General features: G+C 67.1%; 14 protein-coding genes, 1 tRNA gene and 2 riboswitches. Of the genes, 4 read left to right on the plus strand and 11 right to left on the minus strand.

Annotated elements, in window-relative coordinates:
* Nucleotides 1-14 precede the first annotated feature (14 nt).
* The 8 genes from ACIP1U_RS11065 to ACIP1U_RS11100 all read right to left on the minus strand — a co-directional run bounded on the left by ACIP1U_RS11065 (nucleotide 15) and on the right by ACIP1U_RS11100 (nucleotide 9,166).
* Nucleotides 15-848, minus strand: a complete 834-nt coding sequence (locus tag ACIP1U_RS11065) for an alpha/beta hydrolase (protein WP_400314664.1) — start codon at nucleotides 846-848, stop codon at nucleotides 15-17.
* Nucleotides 849-858: 10 nt separating this feature from the next.
* Complete coding sequence (locus ACIP1U_RS11070; RefSeq protein ID WP_400314665.1) at nucleotides 859-1,332, minus strand: OsmC family protein; 474 nt, start codon at nucleotides 1,330-1,332, stop codon at nucleotides 859-861.
* A 26-nt stretch (nucleotides 1,333-1,358) separates the two neighbouring features.
* Nucleotides 1,359-2,096 (minus strand): MBL fold metallo-hydrolase, encoded by a 738-nt coding sequence (locus tag ACIP1U_RS11075; protein WP_400314666.1) that lies wholly within the window; start codon nucleotides 2,094-2,096, stop codon nucleotides 1,359-1,361.
* 213 nt (nucleotides 2,097-2,309) lie between these two features.
* The gene (locus ACIP1U_RS11080; RefSeq protein WP_400314667.1) at nucleotides 2,310-3,686 is read right to left on the minus strand and encodes an L-serine ammonia-lyase; all 1,377 of its coding nucleotides are present in this window, start codon (nucleotides 3,684-3,686) and stop codon (nucleotides 2,310-2,312) included.
* Nucleotides 3,687-3,836: 150 nt separating this feature from the next.
* A complete protein-coding gene (gcvP, locus tag ACIP1U_RS11085; RefSeq protein ID WP_400314669.1) occupies nucleotides 3,837-6,767 on the minus strand; it encodes an aminomethyl-transferring glycine dehydrogenase in 2,931 nt (976 codons plus the stop codon).
* Between the two features lie 105 nt (nucleotides 6,768-6,872).
* Nucleotides 6,873-7,253 (minus strand): glycine cleavage system protein GcvH, encoded by a 381-nt coding sequence (gcvH, locus tag ACIP1U_RS11090; RefSeq protein WP_029046545.1) that lies wholly within the window; start codon nucleotides 7,251-7,253, stop codon nucleotides 6,873-6,875.
* 99 nt (nucleotides 7,254-7,352) lie between these two features.
* On the minus strand, nucleotides 7,353-8,480 hold the full coding sequence (gcvT, locus tag ACIP1U_RS11095) for a glycine cleavage system aminomethyltransferase GcvT (protein ID WP_400314670.1): 1,128 nt from the start codon (nucleotides 8,478-8,480) through the stop codon (nucleotides 7,353-7,355).
* A 95-nt stretch (nucleotides 8,481-8,575) separates the two neighbouring features.
* A riboswitch (glycine riboswitch) is annotated at nucleotides 8,576-8,701 on the minus strand.
* 21 nt (nucleotides 8,702-8,722) lie between these two features.
* A riboswitch (glycine riboswitch) is annotated at nucleotides 8,723-8,809 on the minus strand.
* Between the two features lie 129 nt (nucleotides 8,810-8,938).
* On the minus strand, nucleotides 8,939-9,166 hold the full coding sequence (locus ACIP1U_RS11100; protein WP_013958366.1) for a glycine zipper 2TM domain-containing protein: 228 nt from the start codon (nucleotides 9,164-9,166) through the stop codon (nucleotides 8,939-8,941).
* Nucleotides 9,167-9,415: 249 nt separating this feature from the next.
* Here ACIP1U_RS11100 and ACIP1U_RS11105 point away from each other — a divergent pair, with 249 nt between their 5' ends.
* Complete coding sequence (locus ACIP1U_RS11105) at nucleotides 9,416-11,512, plus strand: UvrD-helicase domain-containing protein (RefSeq protein ID WP_400314671.1); 2,097 nt, start codon at nucleotides 9,416-9,418, stop codon at nucleotides 11,510-11,512.
* Nucleotides 11,513-11,737: 225 nt separating this feature from the next.
* Here the strand turns inward: ACIP1U_RS11105 and ACIP1U_RS11110 are convergent, their stop codons facing one another.
* Together ACIP1U_RS11110 and ACIP1U_RS11115 are read right to left on the minus strand one after the other, a co-directional pair.
* Nucleotides 11,738-12,106 (minus strand): hypothetical protein, encoded by a 369-nt coding sequence (locus ACIP1U_RS11110; RefSeq protein ID WP_400314672.1) that lies wholly within the window; start codon nucleotides 12,104-12,106, stop codon nucleotides 11,738-11,740.
* Between the two features lie 47 nt (nucleotides 12,107-12,153).
* Nucleotides 12,154-13,275, minus strand: coding sequence for an ABC transporter substrate-binding protein (locus ACIP1U_RS11115; RefSeq protein ID WP_400314674.1), 1,122 nt, complete (start codon nucleotides 13,273-13,275; stop codon nucleotides 12,154-12,156).
* A gap of 220 nt (nucleotides 13,276-13,495) precedes the next feature.
* On the opposite strand from ACIP1U_RS11115, the gene hemN reads away from it, so the two are divergent.
* Nucleotides 13,496-14,977, plus strand: a complete 1,482-nt coding sequence (gene hemN, locus ACIP1U_RS11120) for an oxygen-independent coproporphyrinogen III oxidase (protein WP_400314676.1) — start codon at nucleotides 13,496-13,498, stop codon at nucleotides 14,975-14,977.
* Between the two features lie 74 nt (nucleotides 14,978-15,051).
* Here the strand turns inward: hemN and ACIP1U_RS11125 are convergent, their stop codons facing one another.
* On the minus strand, nucleotides 15,052-15,930 hold the full coding sequence (locus tag ACIP1U_RS11125; RefSeq protein ID WP_400314677.1) for a c-type cytochrome: 879 nt from the start codon (nucleotides 15,928-15,930) through the stop codon (nucleotides 15,052-15,054).
* Nucleotides 15,931-16,383: 453 nt separating this feature from the next.
* Between ACIP1U_RS11125 and ACIP1U_RS11130 the strand changes: the two genes are divergently transcribed.
* Nucleotides 16,384-16,459 (plus strand) — tRNA-Arg (locus ACIP1U_RS11130).
* A 592-nt stretch (nucleotides 16,460-17,051) separates the two neighbouring features.
* On the plus strand, nucleotides 17,052-17,381 hold the full coding sequence (locus ACIP1U_RS11135; protein ID WP_400314678.1) for a hypothetical protein: 330 nt from the start codon (nucleotides 17,052-17,054) through the stop codon (nucleotides 17,379-17,381).
* Nucleotides 17,382-17,383 lie beyond the last annotated feature (2 nt).

Raw genomic sequence — 17,383 nt, forward strand, 5'->3', positions numbered from 1 at the left:
GCGCACTGCGCGGATCAGCGGGCCGTGGGCGGCGCCAGCAGGAACCCGACCGCGTTGCGCCACCACGCCTCGTCGACGTAGCCGGTCCAGTCGTTATGGCCGGCATGGTCGATCACGGCCAGGCGGCGGGGTTCGTCCAGCGCTTCATAGAGCGCCTTGCCGAAGCGCGCCGGCACGATGTTGTCGCGCTCGGCCACCACTACCATCACCGGGCGTCCCAGTCCGGCCAGGTTGGCCACGTTGTCATAGCGGTCGCGCAGCAGCCAGGCGGTGGGCAGCCATGCGTAGTGGTGCGAGGCGATGCTCGCCAGCTTATCCCACGGCGTGATCAGCAGCACCGCGGCGACGTGCTCGCGCTGGCGCGCGGCGACGGCAGCGGCGACCCCGGCGCCGAGCGATTCGCCGACCAGCAGCAGCGGACCGTCGAACTGGCGGCGGGCTAGCGCGATGAGCTGCTCTGCATCGTCGACGAAACTGCGCTCGCCAAGCGCCCCGTTGCGCGGGCCATAGCCGGGGTATTCGGCCAGGATCACGCGGATGCCCAGCCGCGTCAGCACGCTGGCGTAGTAGCCGCGGTGGCCGGCGTGCCCGGCATTGCCGTGGAAGACGATGGCGGTCGCGCGGACGGGGCCGTGCGGCTCGGCCAGCAGGCCGCGAAAGTCATCCGGGCCCGGCCATGTGCGCAGTCCGGGCGCGACCATGTCGTCGACCGAGGCCTTGTCGGGAAAATAAAGGAAGCGATCCTGCAGCATCAGGATGGCTCCCAGCAGGACCACACCGGCCAGCAGCCAGCGCAGCAGGCGGCGCGCCGGCGCGGACCGTGCCGCAAGCTGCGCGGTTCCTGGCATGGCACGTCGGCTAGGCGCCGGCGACCACCGGTTCGCACCGCACCTCGGTCCGGACCGAATTGGCGATAAAGCAGGCATCGTGCGCGGCATGGTGCAGGCGCTCCAGCTCGTCGCCGGTAGGTTCGCGCTCGCCGGAGAAGGTGACCTGGGGGCGCAAGGTCACCACCGTCATCGCCATCTGGCCCTCGCGGTTCTTTTCCATCACGCCGGTGGCAGCATCCACATAGCGGTCGACGACAAAGCGCTGCTTTGCCGCCAGCGACAGGAACCACAGCATGTGGCAGCTCGACAGCGATGCGATGAACATCTCTTCCGGGTCGACCGCGCTGGCGTCCGACATCGGCAACGGCACCACATGGGGCGACGACGAACCCGGGACTTCCGCGCCGCCGTCGAAGCGCAGCACGTGCCTGCGGCTGTAGCGGTTGCCGGTGAAATCCTGCCCGTCGCGTTGCCACAGCACTTCGGCGGTATATACGGACATGCGCTGACTCCTAAGGTTGGAATGCTTCAGGCGCCGTGCGGCACGCTCTCGCCGTCGCGCAGACCCAGGCGCTGGTTGGCCGGCACCGCGATATCGATCAGCCTGGGCCGTGGCAGGTTAAGGTTGCGCATCATCTCGACGAACTCCTCGCGCGTGCGGCCCGATACGCGGCTGTTGTGCGCGCGCTCATGGCCGATGGTGGAGGAGGTCTGGCCCTTGTAGTCGTGCGCGGGATAGACCCGGGTGTCGTCAGGCAGCGCGAAGAGCTTGCGGGTCAGGCTGTCGTACAACGTGCCGGCGTCGCCCGACTGGAAATCGGTGCGGCCGCAGCCGTCGATCAGCAGTGCATCGCCGGTGAAGACGCGGCGCACGATGCCGTCGGGCGTGGGCTCTTCCCACAGGTAGCTCATGCTGCCGGCGGTGTGGCCGGGCGTATGGATCGCGCGCAGCACCTGCTTGCCGAATGCGACGGTGTCGCCGTCGATCAGTTGCTTCTGTGCTGGCCTGATATCGCAGCCCGACGGCGCCGCGGTGTGCGCGCCGGTCTGCATGGCGAGATGGCCGGCGGAGGTAATGTGGTCGGCGTGGGCGTGGGTCTCGATGACCCAGGCCAGGTGTGCGCCGGTATCCTTGATCAGCGCCAGGTCGCGTTCGAGCTGGTGGTCGACCGGGTCGATCAGCAGCGCGTCCTTCGTTTCCGCATCGATCAGCAGGTAGGTGAAGGTGGACGAGGTATCGTCAAAGAGCTGGTGGAAGGTCTGCATGGCGGGCGCTCTTGTTCTGCGGTCGGGGAACGCCGCCATGATACGCCGCAAACCATGCACGATGTACGTCGGTTTTCGCCCCTCTCCCACTGGGAGAGGGGCGGGGGAGAGGGCAGCGTCTCAACGAAGTGAGGCTTACATGCTTGCCATGCGCCGGCCCTCTCCCCCGACCCCTCTCCCGCGCGCGGGAGAGGGGGGAAAACCGCCGCGCGTTTAACACTCCACGATATTCACCGCCAGCCCGCCGCGCGCCGTTTCCTTGTACTTTGTCTTCATATCGGCGCCGGTCTCGCGCATGGTCTTGATCACCGAATCGAGCGATACGTAGTGCGTGCCGTCGCCGCGCAGGGCCATGCGCGCCGCGTTGACCGCCTTGACCGATGCCATCGCATTGCGCTCGATGCATGGAATCTGCACCAGGCCGCCGACGGGATCGCAGGTCAGGCCGAGGTTGTGCTCCATGCCGATCTCGGCCGCGTTCTCCACCTGCGCCGGGCTGCCGCCGAGCACAGCGGCAAGCGCGCCGGCCGCCATCGAGCAGGCCACGCCGACTTCCCCCTGGCAGCCCACTTCGGCCCCGGAGATCGACGCATTCAGCTTGTACAGCAGCCCGATCGCGCCCGCGGTCAGCAGGAAATCGACCACGCCCTGCTTGTTCGCTCCGGGCACGAAGCGGTCGTAGTAATGCAGCACGGCGGGAATGATGCCGGCAGCGCCGTTGGTCGGCGCGGTCACCACACGGCCGCCCGCCGCATTCTCTTCATTGACGGCGATGGCGTACAGGTTGACCCAGTCCATCACCGACAGCGGATCCGACAGTGTGCGCTCGGCGCGCTCGGTCAGGCTGCGGAACAGCTCGGGCGCGCGCCGCTTCACCTTGAACGGCCCCGGCAGTTCGCCATCGGTACGGCAACCGCGCGCGACGCAGGCCTGCATCACGTCCCAGATATGCAGCAGGCCGTCGATGACTTCTTGCTCGCTGCGCCACGTCAGTTCGTTTTCCAGCATCAGCCGCGCAATGCTCTTGCCGCTGGCCTGCGCCATCTGCAGCATGTCCTTGCCGCTGCGAAACGGGTGCGGCAGCTGCTGCGCGGCGTTAAGCACCTGGGTATTGGGCGCACCCGCCGTGACCACGAAGCCTCCGCCGACCGACAGGTAGCGCGCTTCGCGCAGGCTCGCACCGCTGGCGTCGAAGGCATGGAATTTCATGCCGTTGGGATGCTCGGCCAGTGCCTCGCGGCGGTAGAACGCGATGTGCTCCTTCTCGACGAAGGGCACGAGATGGCGTCCCAGCAGCGACAGCTCGCGCGTCTTGCGCAACGCCGCGATCCTTGTGTCGATGGAGTCGGGGTCGATGGTGTCGGGCGCCTCGCCCATCAGGCCGAGGATCACGCCCTTGTCGGTGCCGTGCCCCTTGCCGGTGGCGCCGAGCGAGCCATATAGCTCGACCCGCACGCTGGCCACCTGCGGCAGCAGGCCGTCGCGCTCCAGCCCCTGCGCGAACATCAGGGCCGCGCGCATCGGGCCCACGGTATGCGAGCTCGACGGGCCGATGCCCACCTTGAACAGATCGAAGACGCTGACTGCCACGGAATGTCTCCAGCAATGGGATGGCCTTGCAGAGGCTCTTGTTAGGCGGTCGAAGTACGGTAACGGACACCGCGGCTGGCGGGCCCGTCATCTTGAGAATAGTGCGACTGCCGTGCCACCGCAGAGGCGATGGCACGGCCCAGGGGTGCGTCAGTCGACCACGTAGTCGCTGACCGGCACGCAGCTGCAGAACAGGTTGCGGTCGCCATACACGTTGTCGGCACGGCCGACCGGCGGCCAGTACTTCTGCGTGCGCAGCGATGCCACCGGGTAAGCGGCTTCCTCGCGCGTGTACTTGTGGGACCACTCGTTGGCGGTCACCACCGCGGCGGTGTGCGGCGCGTGCTTGAGCGGGTTGTCCTCGAGGTCGAAAGTACCGTCGGCGACGCGGCCGATTTCCTGGCGGATCGCGATCATCGCGTCGATGAAGCGGTCCAGCTCATGCAGCGCCTCGCTTTCGGTCGGCTCGATCATCAGCGTGCCCGGCACCGGGAAGCTCATGGTCGGCGCGTGGAAGCCGTAGTCCATCAGGCGCTTGGCTACGTCTTCGTTGCTGATGCCGGTTTCCTTCTGCAGCGGGCGCACGTCCAGGATGCACTCGTGCGCGACCAGGTCGTGCTGGCCGGTGTACAGCACCGGGTAGTACGGCGCCAGGCGCTTGGCCACGTAGTTGGCCGCCAGGATGGCGTTCTCGGTGGCGGCGGTCAGGCCGGCCGAACCCATCATCGCGATATACATCCACGAGATCGGCAGGATGCTGGCCGAGCCGAATGGTGCCGCCGACACGCCGCCGATGCCGCGGTCGTCACGGCGGTAGCCGACGCTGTCCTGGTTAGGCAGGAAGTCTGCCAGGTGCGCGCCGACCGCGACCGGACCCACGCCCGGGCCGCCGCCGCCGTGCGGGATGCAGAAGGTCTTGTGCAGGTTCAGGTGCGACACATCGCCGCCGAACTGGCCAGGTGCGGCGGTGCCGACCATCGCATTCATGTTGGCGCCATCGACATAGACCTGGCCGCCGTGCTTGTGCACGATCTCGCAGATCTGCTGCACGCCCTGCTCGAACACGCCGTGCGTGGACGGGTAGGTGATCATGATCGCCGCCAGGTTCTTGCTGTGCTGCCCGGCCTTCTTCGCCAGGTCTTCCAGGTCGACGTTGCCGTTCTCGTCGCAGGCCACCACCACCACCTTCATGCCGGCCATCTGCGCCGACGCCGGGTTGGTGCCGTGCGCCGACGACGGGATCAGGCAGATGTCGCGGTGGCTCTCGCCGCGGCTGGCGTGATACGCATGGATGATCAGCAGGCCCGCGTACTCGCCTTGCGAGCCCGCGTTGGGCTGCAGGCTGACCGCGGCGTAGCCGGTGGCGGCGCACAGCATGGCCTCGAGCTGATCGATCATCTCGCGGTAGCCCACGGTCTGGTCCAGCGGCGCGAACGGGTGGATCTGGCTGAACTCGGGCCAGGTCACCGGGATCATCTCGCTGGTCGCGTTCAGCTTCATCGTGCACGAGCCCAGCGGGATCATGGTGCGGTCCAGCGCCAGGTCCTTGTCGGCCAGCATGCGCAGGTAGCGCAGCATCTCGTGCTCGGCGTGGTGCGTATTGAACACCGGGTGGGTCAGGTACTCGCTGGCGCGCGCCAGTTCGGCCGGGAAGGCATCATTGGTGACAGCTTCAAGCTTGTCGAAATCGAGGCCCGCCGGCAGCGGCTTGCCTTGCGTGAAGATTTCCCACAGCGCAACCACGTCGTCGCGGGTGGCGGTCTCGTCCAGCGAGATGCCGACGCGCGTGGCGCCGGCATGGCGCAGATTGATGCCGCGCGCGGTGGCGGCGGCGTGGATGGCCTCGGTGTTGAAGCCGGTTTCCAGCGTCAGCGTGTCGAAGAAGGTGGCGTTGGTGCGGGCGAAGCCGAGCTGCTCCAGGCCGGCGGCCAGCGTCGCGGCCAGGCGATGCACACGCTGCGCGATGCGCTTCAGGCCCTGCGGGCCGTGGTACACGGCGTACATCGATGCCATCACCGCCAGCAGCACCTGCGCGGTACAGATGTTGGAGGTGGCCTTTTCGCGGCGGATATGCTGCTCGCGCGTCTGCAATGCCAGGCGATACGCCTTATTGCCTTGCGCGTCGACGGTCACGCCGACCAGGCGGCCCGGCATCGAGCGCTTGAACGCATCCTTTACCGCCATGTAGCCGGCGTGCGGGCCGCCAAAGCCCAGCGGCACGCCGAAGCGCTGCGAGTTGCCCACGGCCACGTCGGCACCCCATTCGCCCGGCGCCGCGATCAGCGTCAGCGCCAGCAGGTCGGCGGCAGCCACCACCAGGCCGCCGGCGGCGTGCACGGCGTCGGCGATGGCGCGGTAGTCATGGATATCGCCGTTCACGCCCGGGTACTGCAGCAGCACGCCGAAGGCGCCCGCCGCAGCGGCGTCGGCGGCGGGGCCGACCTTGACGTCGATGCCCAGCGGCAGCGCGCGCGTGCGTACCACTTCCAGCGTCTGCGGCAGCACGTCGTCGGCGACGAAGAAGGTGTTCGAGTCGTGCTTGTTCACGCGCTGCAGCAGCGTCATCGCTTCGGCGGCGGCAGTGCCTTCGTCGAGCATCGACGCGTTGGCGATATCCAGCCCGGTCAGGTCGGTGACCATCTGCTGGAAGTTCAGCATCGCTTCCAGGCGGCCCTGCGAGATTTCCGGCTGGTAGGGCGTGTAGGCGGTGTACCAGGCGGGGTTCTCGAAGATATTGCGCAGCACGACCGCGGGCGTGACGGTGTTGTAGTAGCCCTGGCCGATAAAGCTCTTCAGCACGCGGTTCTTGCGCGCCAGGCCGCGCAGCCTGGCAAGTGCGGCTTCCTCGCTCAGCGGCTCGGTGAACTCGCCCATCGGCATGCCGTCGCGGCGGCGGATGGCGGCGGGGATGACGGCATCGATCAGCGCAGCGCGGCTGTCGTAGCCGAGCACCTGCAGCATGTGCTGCTGTTCGGGGGTATCGGGGCCGATGTGGCGGGCGGCGAAGGCGTCGCGCGCCTCCAGTTCGGCCAGCGTGGGCCGGTTACCTTGGGCGGCATTCATGGGAAGCGGGGCGTTCATTGGCAAGAACCTCGTGGGGAGCGCTGCGGCAGGTGGTCAGCCGTGCCGCAGCGCTGCAAATGCTGTGTGTCGATCCCGCGTGCAGGATCGACGGGGCCGGGGCGATCAGGCGCCGACGCTGGCCTTGTACGCGTCAGCCGACATCAGGCCGTTGACGTCGTCGCTGTTGGCCGGCTTGAGCTTGAACAGCCAGGCGTCGAAGGCGTCGGCATTGACGCTTTCCGGCGCGGCCGTGGCGGCCTCGTTGACGGCGATTACTTCGCCCGCCACCGGGGCGTAGATGTCGGAAGCGGCCTTCACCGATTCCACCACTGCCAGCGCGTCGCCGGCCCCGACCGACTTGCCCACTTCGGGCAGTTCCAGGAAGACGATGTCGCCCAGCGCGTCCTGTGCGTGGTCGGTGATGCCGATGGTGAGCGTGCCGTCGGCTTCGACGCGCACCCACTCATGCGACTCGGTATATTTGAGGTCGGCGGGGAAATTCATGAAGGTTCTCCGGATTCAGATCTGTTTCTTGTTGGGTGATGCCTGCCCGGCAACGCTGCCGGCAGGCGAGGGCGACCGTTGGGTGAGCGGGTGTTTCCCTTAGCTCACGAGTGCCTTGCCATTACGCACAAACGGCAGTTTAACCACAGTCGCGTTGAGTTTGCGGTCGCGGATCTCCACCTGCACGGTGTCGCCCACGTTCACGCCCTGTGGCAGGCGCGCGAACGCGATCGATTGCGACAGCGACGGGCTGAAGGTGCCGCTGGTGATTTCGCCGTCACCGGCGGGGGTGATGACCTTCTGATGGGCACGCAGCACGCCGCCTTTGTCACGCAGGATCAGGCCGAGGAACTGCTGGCGTGAGCCGGCCGCGGCCAGCGCCGCCTTGCCGGTGAAGTCGCGCTCGCTCTGCAGGTCGACGGTCCAGGCCAGGCCGGCGTCCAGCGGCGAGGTATTGATGTCCATGTCCTGGCCGTACAGGTTCATGCCGGCCTCCAGGCGCAGCGTGTCGCGCGCACCCAGGCCGGCCGGGCGCACGCCCGCGGCACGCAGTTTTTCCCACAGGCCGGCGACGCTGGCGGCCGGCACGACCAGCTCGAAGCCGTCTTCGCCGGTGTAGCCGGTGCGCGCGACCATGATCTCGCCGAGGGCGGGATCATGGACCACGACAGCGTTGAACGGCTTGAGCGCATCGGAAGGTTGGGTCGACGGGAAGGTGCTCCACACCTTGGCGCGGGCGTTGGGCCCTTGCACCGCGACGATCGCCAGCGGCTGCACGCCCGCGGGGGCGACGTCTTCACGGCGCGGGGTGATGGTCACGCCGCTGCCGGTGGCGTCATTGCGCGCGCGGATCCAGTCGATATCGCCGACCGCGGTGCTGGCGTTGACCACCAGGCGGAAACGGTCCTCGGCAAAAAAATAGACGATCAGGTCGTCAATGACGCCGCCTTTTTCGTCGAGCATGCAGGAATAGAGCGCCTTGCCCGGCGTCTGCAGCTTGTCGACGTTGTTGGCCAGCAGGCCGCGCAGGAAGGCGCGGGTATTGGCGCCGTTGAGATCGACCACGCACATGTGCGACACGTCGAACATGCCGGCATCGGTGCGCACGGCGTTATGTTCTTCGATTTGGGAGCCGTAGTTGACCGGCATCTCCCAGCCGCCGAAGTCGACCATGCGGGCGCCGAGGGCGCGGTGGATGGCGTTGAGGGGCGTGGCCTGGAGCGTCATGGAATCCTCGGGGGCAATGTCGGGTTGCGAAAACAAAAAAGGGCCATCCGCCGCAACGATCGCTACGCCGAAATGGCAAGCAATCCGCTGCGGCGGATGACCCCTCTGTCCTCGATACCTGAGAGATTACGAGGCGGATCCTGTGGATCCCCATCCTCGCGCGCCCCTTCGGTGGGCACGCTCGCCATGAATGGTGGGTGCCGCTCTCCAGAGTGCGGCATGCATCGTGTGCATGTTGCATGCCGATCCGAACGGTCCGTGGTGCCTGAGAGTTTTCGGGTGATACCCCTTCGGCGGCGCAGTTCTGCGCGCTCTCCCGGTCGGATGCGCGCAATGTACGGGAGGCCCCGGCCTTTGTCAAACCAAGCCGGACGGCCGCCCGGCGGCTGTACCCGTTCCTGCGCCCCGCCGCCAGGGGCGGACTGAAGCAGGATTGAAGCGAGGGTCTGTCGGGAGACTTACTTTTTCTTGTCGTCGGTCACGACGTTACCAATCACGCCGCCAACGGCCGCGCCACCCAGCGTACCCAGTGCGCTGCCCTCGGTCAGGATGGCACCACCCACAGCGCCCGCGCCCGCGCCGATGGCGGTATTGCGTTGCTTCGGGGTCATGTCCGCGCAACCGGCAAATGCCGCGACCGTCGCGCCGATCAGGGTCACCTTGGTCAATGTCTGCAGGGTTTTCATTGTGGGCTCCGAGTGATGGATATTCCATGTCCGGGACAGGCTCTGGACATAATACTTAGAGCCCGGCGCGCTCCGATTGGCTCCGGCCTTTACGAAGTGTTACGCCGGTGACACAAGGGAGGCCGGTGACGCGGCGCGCGCTGACTGACCGGCCGCGGCCAGCGTGTTAGCATCGACAGCTTTGCCGCTGGGCGCTTGTGCTGCCCCTGGCGCGCCTCGCATTCGCCCCATTTCCCGATCGCCTTTCGCATGAGCCACGGCCTGAATTCCGCCCAATCCGAAGCCGTCCGCTACCTGGATGGACCCTGCCTGGTGCTGGCCGGGGCGGGTTCCGGCAAGACCCGCGTGATCACGCAGAAGATCGCGCACCTGATCGAGGACAAGGGTTTCGAGCCGCGCCATATCGCCGCCGTCACCTTCACCAACAAGGCGGCCAAGGAGATGCAGGAGCGCATCGGCAAGCTGATGGAAGGCAAGACCACGCGCGAGGGCAAGCGCATCCCGCTCAAGCAGCTCACGGTCTGCACCTTCCACTCGCTGGGCGTGCAGATCCTGCGCCTGGAGGCGGAGCACGTCGGACTGAAGCCGCAGTTCTCGATCATGGATTCGGACGATTGCTTCGGCCTGATCCAGGAGCAGCTCGGCACCACCGACAAGAAGTTGATCCGCGGCGTGCAGAGCACGATCTCGCTGTGGAAGAACGGCATGGTCGATCCCGAGGCCGCGATCGCGCAGGCCGCCAATGCCGACGAGCACCAGGCCGCGCTGGTCTACCGCAACTACGTCGCCACGCTGAACGCCTACCAGGCGGTGGATTTCGACGACCTGATCCGTTTGCCCGCGGAACTGTTCGCGCGCAATGAAGCGGTACAGCTCAAGTGGCAGAACCGGTTGCGCTACTTCCTGGTCGACGAATACCAGGACACCAACGCCTGCCAGTACCAGCTGCTCAAGCTGCTGGCGGGCGGCTCGCACCTGCGAGCGCCGGCCTTCACCGCGGTGGGCGACGACGACCAGGCCATCTACGGCTGGCGCGGTGCCACGCTGGACAACCTGCGCGGGCTGCAGACCGACTTCCCCGACCTCAAGGTGATCAAGCTGGAGCAAAACTACCGCTCCACCGTGCGCATCCTGGAAGCGGCCAACGCGGTCATCGCCAACAATCCCAAGCTGTTCGACAAGAAGCTGTGGAGCGAGCACGGCATGGGCGATCCCATCTCCATCCACCCGATGAACGACGAGGAGCACGAGGCCGAGTCGGTGGTGTTCCGCCTGTCGGCGCACAAGTTCGAGCGCCGCGCGCAGTTCCGCGACTACGCCATCCTGTACCGCGGCAACCACCAGGCGCGGCTGTTCGAGCAGATCCTGCGGCGCGAGCGCATCCCCTACGTGCTGTCGGGCGGCCAGAGCTTCTTCGACAAGGCCGAGATCAAGGACATCTGCGCCTACCTGCGCCTGATCGCCAATCCCGACGACGATCCCGCCTTTATCCGCGCGATCACCACGCCGCGCCGCGGCGTCGGCAACACCACGCTCGAAGTGCTGGGCACCTTCGCCGGGCAGGCCAAGGTGTCGCTGTTCGAAGCGGCGATGATGGGCGGCATCGAGGGCAAGCTGCAGCCGCGCCAGCTGGAGCCGCTGCGCGTGTTCTGCGAATCAATGGTGCGGCTGGCCGACCGCGCGGCCAAGGACCCGGCAACTGAAGTGCTTGACGACCTGATGGCCGGTATCCATTACGAGGCCTACCTCTACGACAGCTTCGACGAGCGGCAGGCCCAGTCGCGCTGGACCAACACGCTGGAGTTCCTCGAATGGCTCAAGCGCAAGGGCACCAAGCCGGAATCGGCCGAGGGCGAGGAAGCCACCGGCTATGACAATGCCGACGGATTCGGCAGCGAAGGCAAGAACCTGCTGGAACTGACGCAGACCGTGGCGCTGATGAGCATGCTCGAAGGCCGCGAGGAAGATCCGGACGCAGTGCGGCTGTCGACGCTGCACGCCTCCAAGGGGCTGGAATACCCGCACGTGTTCCTGGTCGGCGTGGAAGAGGGCATCCTGCCCCACTGCCGCGAAGACGACGACATGACCGACGAGAAGATCGAGGAAGAGCGCCGGCTGATGTACGTCGGCATCACCCGCGCGCAGCGCAGCCTGCAGATCAGCTGGTGCAAGAAGCGCAAGCGTGCGCGCGAGACCTATTCGTGCCAGCCGTCGCGCTTTATCGGCGAGATGAAACTGGAAGACGCGCCGGCGCCCAAGGACGAAACGCCGGCGATGAGCCCCAAGGACCGGCTTGGCGCGCTCAAGGCGCTGCTCGGCGGCCCCGGCAAGGCGGCAGCTGGCTGACGTTCAGTACAGTCCCGATACAAAACCCTGCCAGGCCGACAAGACCGCGTGCGCCTCAGTTATTAGCATGACGGTTGTGCCGCCTGTGCTTTTCACGGCAGTGCGGCTGTGCGGCGGCAGGGCCTTTATCCGGGCCTTACCGCTCCCCCCAGGCGTCACGCTGGTTTTTCCCTGTATTTGGCCCCCGCCGCGACAGCGTGCGGGGGCAATTTTTTTGTGCGGCGCTCAGCGTCCCTGCAGCTGCGGTGCGCCCGGCGGCGGCGCCATCATCGGTCCCGGTGGCAATCCAAGCCAGCGCGCGGCATCGGGCGCGCCGCGCAGGCGCTGGACGGAATCAAGACTGTCGTCGAGCGCCAACCAGCGCTCGCGCACGGCGCGGCGGTCCTGTTCGAGCGCCTGGTGCAGGCGGTCCATGGCTTCGGCGCGCTGCCGCAGCGGGCCGTCCGGCGTCGCGTCGGCGGTCTCGCGCAGGAAGCGGGCGCCCAGTTCCAGCGCATGCGCTTCCGCCTCCACCGCGGTGCTGCGTGCGGCCTGCCAAAGCCTGGCCTGGGCCGGGTTCAGGCCGAGCGACTCGGGCGTCGCCGGGGCAGGCATGGCCGGCGGGATCGAAACGTGCGCTGCCGGACCGCGAGTTGCTGTCGCTACCGCGCGCCTGAGACCGCCAGCGTGACGTACTGCGAGCCGCGCTGGCCGTGGCTGAAGTCGAGGGTAAAGTCCCCGACGTCGACACGGCTCTGCAGCGCACGGCGCAGCTCAGCGGCACCACCGGCGCGCATACCTGCCAGCGCCCGCGCCAGCCATGCGGCGCCGATATAGCCGGCCAGCGTCGCCGAGGACGGCGGCTCATCCAGGTATTGCTTCATGCGCGCCACATGCTCCCTGACCACGCGCAGCGTGGCCTGCTGCGGACCGGGCGCGATCTGGGTCAGCACCATGCCGCCGGTGTAGCCAGAGCCGAGGATCTCGCGCGCGGCGGTGGCACTGACCGACGACAGGCCGACCAGGAAGCCATACCAGCCCTGCGCCGCCAGCGCTCGGCCCAGTCCGGCATAAGCCAGCGTATCGCCTGCCACGATCACGGCCCCGGGGCGGGCCGCTGCAATGCGCCGTGCCGCCGCGTCGGCACCCGGGTCGGCTTTGGGATCGAGCAGCACCGCGCGCGTGCCGGTCTGCGCCTCCAGCCGGGCCAGCGACGGCGTGGCGAAGTCCGGCGCCACCGCCAGCGCGATCGCGCTCAGGCCATAGCTGCGCAACTGCCGCACCGCAGCGTCGAGTTCGGCCTGGTAGTCGGCGCGGGTGAACCAGACGTTGTCCCCCGCCAACGCCAGGCCCGACAGCGGCGCGACAATCTGCACGCCGCGCCGGACCAGTTCGGCCGATGACGCCAGCGTCGGCAGGATGCGGTCGCCGGCGCCGAACAACAGTTCGGCGCGCTCGCTGTCGGCCAGTGCCACCGCCTGTGCCAGCGCGCGGCGTGGATCGGGATCGGCGTCGCGCACCACGTGGACGATCCGTACCGGGCCATTGGTAGCATTGGCCGCGTCGAACAGAACTTTGGCGCCAGCCAGGTAGTCGCGCGCCAGGTCGGCTTGCGCATTGCCGCGGTCGATCAGGTGGCCGACCACCACGGTGCGGCGCGCGGACGACTGAGCCAGCAGCGGGGCAGCGGGCAGCGCCAGGGCCGCTGCGCCGGCCGCAAGCAGGCGTCGGCGCAGCAGTAGGTACGGCAGGGAGGTCGGGGGCAGGAAGTCCGGGATCGGCATCGCACAGTAGGAAAGGGGCGCAAGTCGCGCCGGCGCGCAGCGTATCCGCCACGTATGACCGCCGTATGACCGCCGTGTGACCACCGTGTGACGCGTGGCGCCCACGCGCCCCTGAGGTGCCAGGGCCGCGCTTGACCGTGATCAACGCAACGCGCGGCGAGCGGTCCTAGCATGAGCTGTCAAAAACCGTTCCCCCGCGCCCCCCATGAATCCGCTTGCCATGACTATCCCTGCGCCCGACCGCCACGCGCTGTCGGACTTTCGCGCGCTTGCCGGCCGCATCGACGGCAACGGCCCGCGCTACACCTCCTACCCGACCGCCGACCGCTTCAAGAACGGCCCGGACCTGTCGCTGTACCACGACGCCCTGGCCGCCTGCCGTGCCGATGCTCTCGCGCCGTTGTCGCTGTACCTGCATATCCCGTTCTGCGAGAACATCTGCTACTACTGCGGCTGCAACAAGATCATCACGCGCGACCATGGCCGCAGCGCCCGCTACGTCACGTACCTGGGCCGCGAGATGGCGCTGCTGGCCGCGCAGCTCGGCACGCGCCGACGTGTGCTCCAGTCGCACTGGGGCGGCGGCACGCCGACTTTCCTGGATCCCGACGAAATGCGCCGCGTGATGGCGCTGCTGCACGAGCATTTCGAACTGCCGCCCGATGGCGAGCACTCGATCGAGATTGATCCGCGCCGCGTCGATGACACCCGCATGGCACTGCTGGCCGAACTGGGCTTCAACCGCGTCAGCCTGGGCGTGCAGGACTTCGATCCCGAGGTGCAGCAGGCCATCCACCGGATCCAGTCGTACGACGAAACCCGTGCCGTGGTCGACGCCTCGCGCCGGCTGGGCTTCCGCTCAGTCAGCCTCGATCTGATCTACGGCCTGCCGCACCAGACGGCCGCTCGCTTTGGCCGCACCATCGACCAGGTGCTGGCGCTGCGGCCCGACCGCCTTTCGGTCTACAGCTATGCGCACCTGCCGCATGTGTTCAAGCCGCAGCGCCGCATCGACGAAAGCGCGCTGCCGCCGGCCGGCGAGAAGCTCGACATCCTGGTTTCGACCATCGAACGCCTGACCGCCGAGGGTTACGTCTACATTGGCATGGACCACTTCGCGCTGCCCGACGACGACCTCGCCGTGGCGCAGCGCGAAGGCCGGCTGCAGCGTAACTTCCAGGGCTACTCCACGCACGCCGGCTACGACCAGCTCGGCCTCGGCATCTCGGCGATTGGCGCGGTGGCGGGACGCTACGTGCAGAACGCCCGCACGCTGGACGAGTATTACTCCGCGCTCGACCACGGCCGCCTGCCGCTTGTTCGCGGCGTGGCGATGACTGCAGACGATCATCTGCGGCGCGAACTGATCGGCGCGCTGATGTGCAACGGCGTGCTGGATATCCCGGCGCTGGAGCAGCGCCACGGCATCGATTTCCGCACCGACTTCGCGCCGGAACTGGTCGAACTTGCCACCCTGGCAGTCGATGGCCTGGTGCAGGTCGAGCCCGCCCGCATTACGGTCACGCCGCTGGGCCGGCTGCTGGTACGGCGCGTGGCGATGGTGTTCGACCGTTACCTGCGCGACGATGCCGCCCGCGCCGCGCTCGCCGGGCCCGAAAGCCAAGGCACGCCCCAGGCCGCCAACGACGGCGCGCAACCGATCCGCATCGTGCCGCGGGCGCGCTACTCGCGCGTGGTGTAACTGCAGCGATGCGCCAGGCCTAAAAAAACGCCCGCGAATTTCGCGGGCGTTTTTGCTTGCAGGGCAGGCGCGTCTTACTTGGCGGCGTTGGCCATGTAGTTCGACGCGGCGATCACGTCGGCGTCCGGGCCAGCGTAGCCGCCCTTGGGCGGCATCACGCCCTTGCCCTTCAGCGCGTAGTTGTGGACCGCGTCCATGCCTTCCTTCAGGCGCGGCGCCCAGGCGGCCTTGTCGCCAAATTTGGGCGCCCCGGCCACGCCGGCGGCGTGACAGGCGGCGCAGACTTGATCGTAGACCTTCTTGCCGACGTCGGCCGACGCAGCAGCCGGTGCCGCGGCAGCGGCTGACGGGGCCGCAGCAGCGGTTGCGGCCGGCGCAGCGGCAGCAGCCGGCGCGGCAGCGGCATCGGGCGCAGCGGCGGTGGTCGGTGCCGCGGCAGCCGGTGCGGGCGGTTCGGGGAATTTGGCGCCACCGGCGTCGGCCATGTAGACCACGGCGCGGGCCAGTTCGTAATCGGTGTAGTCGTCAGGCGTGCTTCCGGCGCGCGGCGGCATTGCGCCCTTGCCGGCCAGCACCGACTTCATCAGGCCGTCAAAGCCCTGGCCGATGCGCGCGGCCCAGTCGCCGGCAGTACCGTACTTGGGCGCACCCGCAGCGCCCGTGTCGTGGCAGGCCGCGCAGATTTCCTTGTAGACCTGTTCACCGGTCTTGAACACGCGCGGTGCGTTGGGGTCCTTGATTTCGAGCGACGCGACCGGCTTGATGCGGTCGTTGACGGCTTCTGCAGTGGTGACAGCGCCGGCACTTTCAGTCGAGCCGTGTCCCACAAAGTTGACCAGCAGGGCGATCACGATGATCGGTACCAGGAAAGCCGCGATCACCACAGCGATCAGCTGCTTGGGTGTCTTGATGGGAGACTCGTGTTCGTGGTGTTCGTTGTGGACGTCGCTCATACAGAACTCTCAGTTTTGCAGGAAACCTTCTGGCCGCTCACCCTCGGCTTGCTTTATCTGGCCCTCGTCTGACTGCTACATGGTCCGCAAGGGGCCAACAGAAGTCCGCCCGTGCTGCCTTGTGGCCATTGCCTGACTTGGGTCTGTCGCTATTTGCGCACTTCGGACTGTCTCCCGGACCGGGCCCCGGATTGTCGCTGAAACAAAGCCGCAAAGCCTTGATCCTGATCGACTGCGCGAGGGGCACGATTTGACGCAAATAGCTGGCGATTATAGCCCCATTCCACCCTTCGCCAGTGCCGAAAGCGGCGGTTGCGAGACGTCTGACAGCCCCTCCGGCGAGCGCGCATGGACGGCACGGGGCAAACGCGGTATGCTATACGACTTTCCTGCGGCGGCATTCGCGCGTCGCAATCGCTGTACCCGCAAAATCGGTTGAAAAACCGTCTCTGTGCGCCCGTAGCTCAATGGATAGAGTACTGCCCTCCGAAGGCAGGGGTTGCTGGTTCGATCCCAGCCGGGCGCGCCACTTCTTGTGCTTCTGCTTGTGTAGTCACGCCATTTGCGCCGACGACCGCGACCAGGACGCCAGCCACAACTCCCCCAGCTCGTTTCGCGAATAGCTCCACCAGGGAACGTTTGCCGCGTTCGCTCTGTTCGGCTTCGATTAGCGCGACCTGGGTACAGAAGTCCACGTCATAGCCGAGCGCTACACCGACGGTGACCGTGGCTGCGGTAGTCATGCGGCCGCGTTTCTTCCAGGTGCTGACCAAAGGCTGGCTCGCTCCGAGCAGGTCCTGCAGCGCCTTTTGTCCATGCGGGCTATGGCGCTCAACAAACTCATTGAAGAAATCCATCGACGTTTTCATGTGCGCTCCTTGACATAGCAGTGTGTTATCCCCGACATTCCGCATAACACGTTGCTATGTATCGCAGGGTGTTATCTGACGCGAATCATAACGGGTAAACCGGGCAGGGGGTCGAGAAATGGCGCTAGCAACTGTGCTGGGCCTCACAGTGGCCGTAGTGGCTGCGGTGGCGGTTGGTACATGGGTCGGCCTGTGGATGGCCACCAAGATTGCGTCTGCGATCGTTGACGCGCCGCGCGGCAAGGTGTCCGCATGAGCCGTCCCTTTCCCGTTCGTTCAGCGACGGCCGGTCGGCAACTGCCCGCATGGCTGGTTCTGGTCCGCAAGGAGCAAGAGGAAGCGCGCCGCGTGCGCGCTGTTGCCGTTGCTTATGCCCGGGCATCCGGCGGAATGGTCAAGGTGAAGACGATGGCGCCGGCACTCGCCACGTCCCTCGATGAGGTCAATGCAGCACTTCAACTGGCCGTAGACCACGAGTTTTTGGCCGCGCGCAGCGAGGCTGCTTTTTGTCAGGCGGGCGTGGTAGCACCGCCTGACAGTCTCACGGGCGAGACTCGAAGCGATTTCGGGGCGGGGTGCTGAGC

Origin of the sequence: Cupriavidus sp. NPDC089707, from assembly GCF_044748965.1 — a bacterium.
In the GTDB taxonomy this organism is placed as follows: domain Bacteria; phylum Pseudomonadota; class Gammaproteobacteria; order Burkholderiales; family Burkholderiaceae; genus Cupriavidus.

Excerpts from the sequence above, each read along its gene's own strand:
- ACIP1U_RS11065 (WP_400314664.1), bottom strand. The coding sequence starts at position 848 with ATGCCAGGAACCGCGCAGCTTGCGGCACGGTCCGCGCCGGCGCGCCGC.
- ACIP1U_RS11070 (WP_400314665.1), bottom strand. The coding sequence starts at position 1,332 with ATGTCCGTATATACCGCCGAAGTGCTGTGGCAACGCGACGGGCAGGAT.
- ACIP1U_RS11075 (WP_400314666.1), bottom strand. The coding sequence starts at position 2,096 with ATGCAGACCTTCCACCAGCTCTTTGACGATACCTCGTCCACCTTCACC.
- gcvP (WP_400314669.1), bottom strand. The coding sequence starts at position 6,767 with ATGAACGCCCCGCTTCCCATGAATGCCGCCCAAGGTAACCGGCCCACG.
- gcvH (WP_029046545.1), bottom strand. The coding sequence starts at position 7,253 with ATGAATTTCCCCGCCGACCTCAAATATACCGAGTCGCATGAGTGGGTG.
- gcvT (WP_400314670.1), bottom strand. The coding sequence starts at position 8,480 with ATGACGCTCCAGGCCACGCCCCTCAACGCCATCCACCGCGCCCTCGGC.
- ACIP1U_RS11100 (WP_013958366.1), bottom strand. The coding sequence starts at position 9,166 with ATGAAAACCCTGCAGACATTGACCAAGGTGACCCTGATCGGCGCGACG.
- ACIP1U_RS11105 (WP_400314671.1), top strand. The coding sequence starts at position 9,416 with ATGAGCCACGGCCTGAATTCCGCCCAATCCGAAGCCGTCCGCTACCTG.
- ACIP1U_RS11110 (WP_400314672.1), bottom strand. The coding sequence starts at position 12,106 with ATGCCTGCCCCGGCGACGCCCGAGTCGCTCGGCCTGAACCCGGCCCAG.
- ACIP1U_RS11115 (WP_400314674.1), bottom strand. The coding sequence starts at position 13,275 with ATGCCGATCCCGGACTTCCTGCCCCCGACCTCCCTGCCGTACCTACTG.
- hemN (WP_400314676.1), top strand. The coding sequence starts at position 13,496 with ATGACTATCCCTGCGCCCGACCGCCACGCGCTGTCGGACTTTCGCGCG.
- ACIP1U_RS11125 (WP_400314677.1), bottom strand. The coding sequence starts at position 15,930 with ATGAGCGACGTCCACAACGAACACCACGAACACGAGTCTCCCATCAAG.
- ACIP1U_RS11135 (WP_400314678.1), top strand. The coding sequence starts at position 17,052 with ATGAGCCGTCCCTTTCCCGTTCGTTCAGCGACGGCCGGTCGGCAACTG.